Raw genomic sequence first — 1,155 nt, forward strand, 5'->3', positions numbered from 1 at the left:
GCGAACTCATGACAACTATTCAGCAGCAGCGTTCTTCGCTGTTAAAAGGCTGGCCACAGTTTTGTGAGTGGGTAACATCAACTAACAACAGAATTTATGTTGGTTGGTTCGGCGTCTTAATGATCCCATGCCTACTTGCAGCAGCGGCTTGCTTCATCGTTGCATTCATCGCAGCACCTCCAGTAGATATCGACGGAATTAGAGAGCCAGTTGCTGGTTCATTCCTATATGGAAACAACATCATCTCAGGTGCAGTTGTTCCTTCATCTAACGCTATTGGTCTACACTTCTACCCAATTTGGGAAGCAGCTACTGTAGATGAGTGGTTATACAACGGTGGTCCTTACCAGCTTGTTATTTTCCACTTCCTAATTGGTATCTCAGCATACATGGGAAGACAGTGGGAGCTTTCATACCGTTTAGGTATGCGTCCTTGGATCTGTGTTGCATACTCTGCACCAGTTTCAGCAGCTTTCGCAGTATTTCTTGTATACCCATTCGGTCAAGGTTCATTCTCTGACGGAATGCCTCTAGGTATCTCTGGAACATTCAACTTCATGTTTGTTTTCCAGGCAGAGCACAACATTCTTATGCACCCATTCCATATGGCTGGTGTTGCTGGTATGTTCGGAGGATCTTTATTCTCAGCTATGCATGGTTCACTTGTTACTTCGTCTCTAATCAGAGAAACAACTGAGACAGAGTCTCAGAACTATGGTTACAAGTTCGGACAAGAAGAAGAAACATATAACATCGTTGCAGCTCATGGCTACTTCGGTCGTTTGATCTTCCAATATGCAAGTTTCAATAACAGCAGAAGTCTTCACTTCTTCCTAGCTGTATTCCCAGTTGTTTGTGTATGGTTAACTTCAATGGGTATCTGCACAATGGCATTCAACCTTAACGGTTTCAACTTCAACCAGTCAGTTGTTGATGCAAACGGTAAGATTGTTCCTACATGGGGTGACGTTCTTAACAGAGCAAACCTAGGTATGGAAGTAATGCACGAGCGTAACGCTCACAACTTCCCACTTGATCTAGCAGCAGCTGAGTCTACAACAGTAGCTCTTTCAGCTCCAGCTATCGGTTAAGCTAAAGTTCTTAATTTTACAAGCCCCCTTTTTGGGGGTTTTTTTTTGTTTAATTTTCAATTGG

1 protein-coding gene is annotated in these 1,155 nt (G+C 43.3%); it reads left to right on the top strand.

What is annotated here, in order from left to right; translation table 11 throughout:
- Positions 1-8: 8 nt before the first annotated feature.
- Entirely contained in the window at positions 9-1,091 is a 1,083-nt protein-coding gene (gene psbA / locus EU96_RS00025) for a photosystem II q(b) protein (RefSeq protein ID WP_011375791.1), read from the top strand.
- Positions 1,092-1,155: the final 64 nt, after the last annotated feature.

This window comes from Prochlorococcus marinus str. MIT 9302 (genome assembly GCF_000759975.1).
In the GTDB taxonomy this organism is placed as follows: Bacteria; Cyanobacteriota; Cyanobacteriia; order PCC-6307; family Cyanobiaceae; genus Prochlorococcus_A; species Prochlorococcus_A marinus_M.

Excerpts from the sequence above, each read along its gene's own strand:
- psbA (WP_011375791.1), top strand. The coding sequence starts at position 9 with ATGACAACTATTCAGCAGCAGCGTTCTTCGCTGTTAAAAGGCTGGCCA.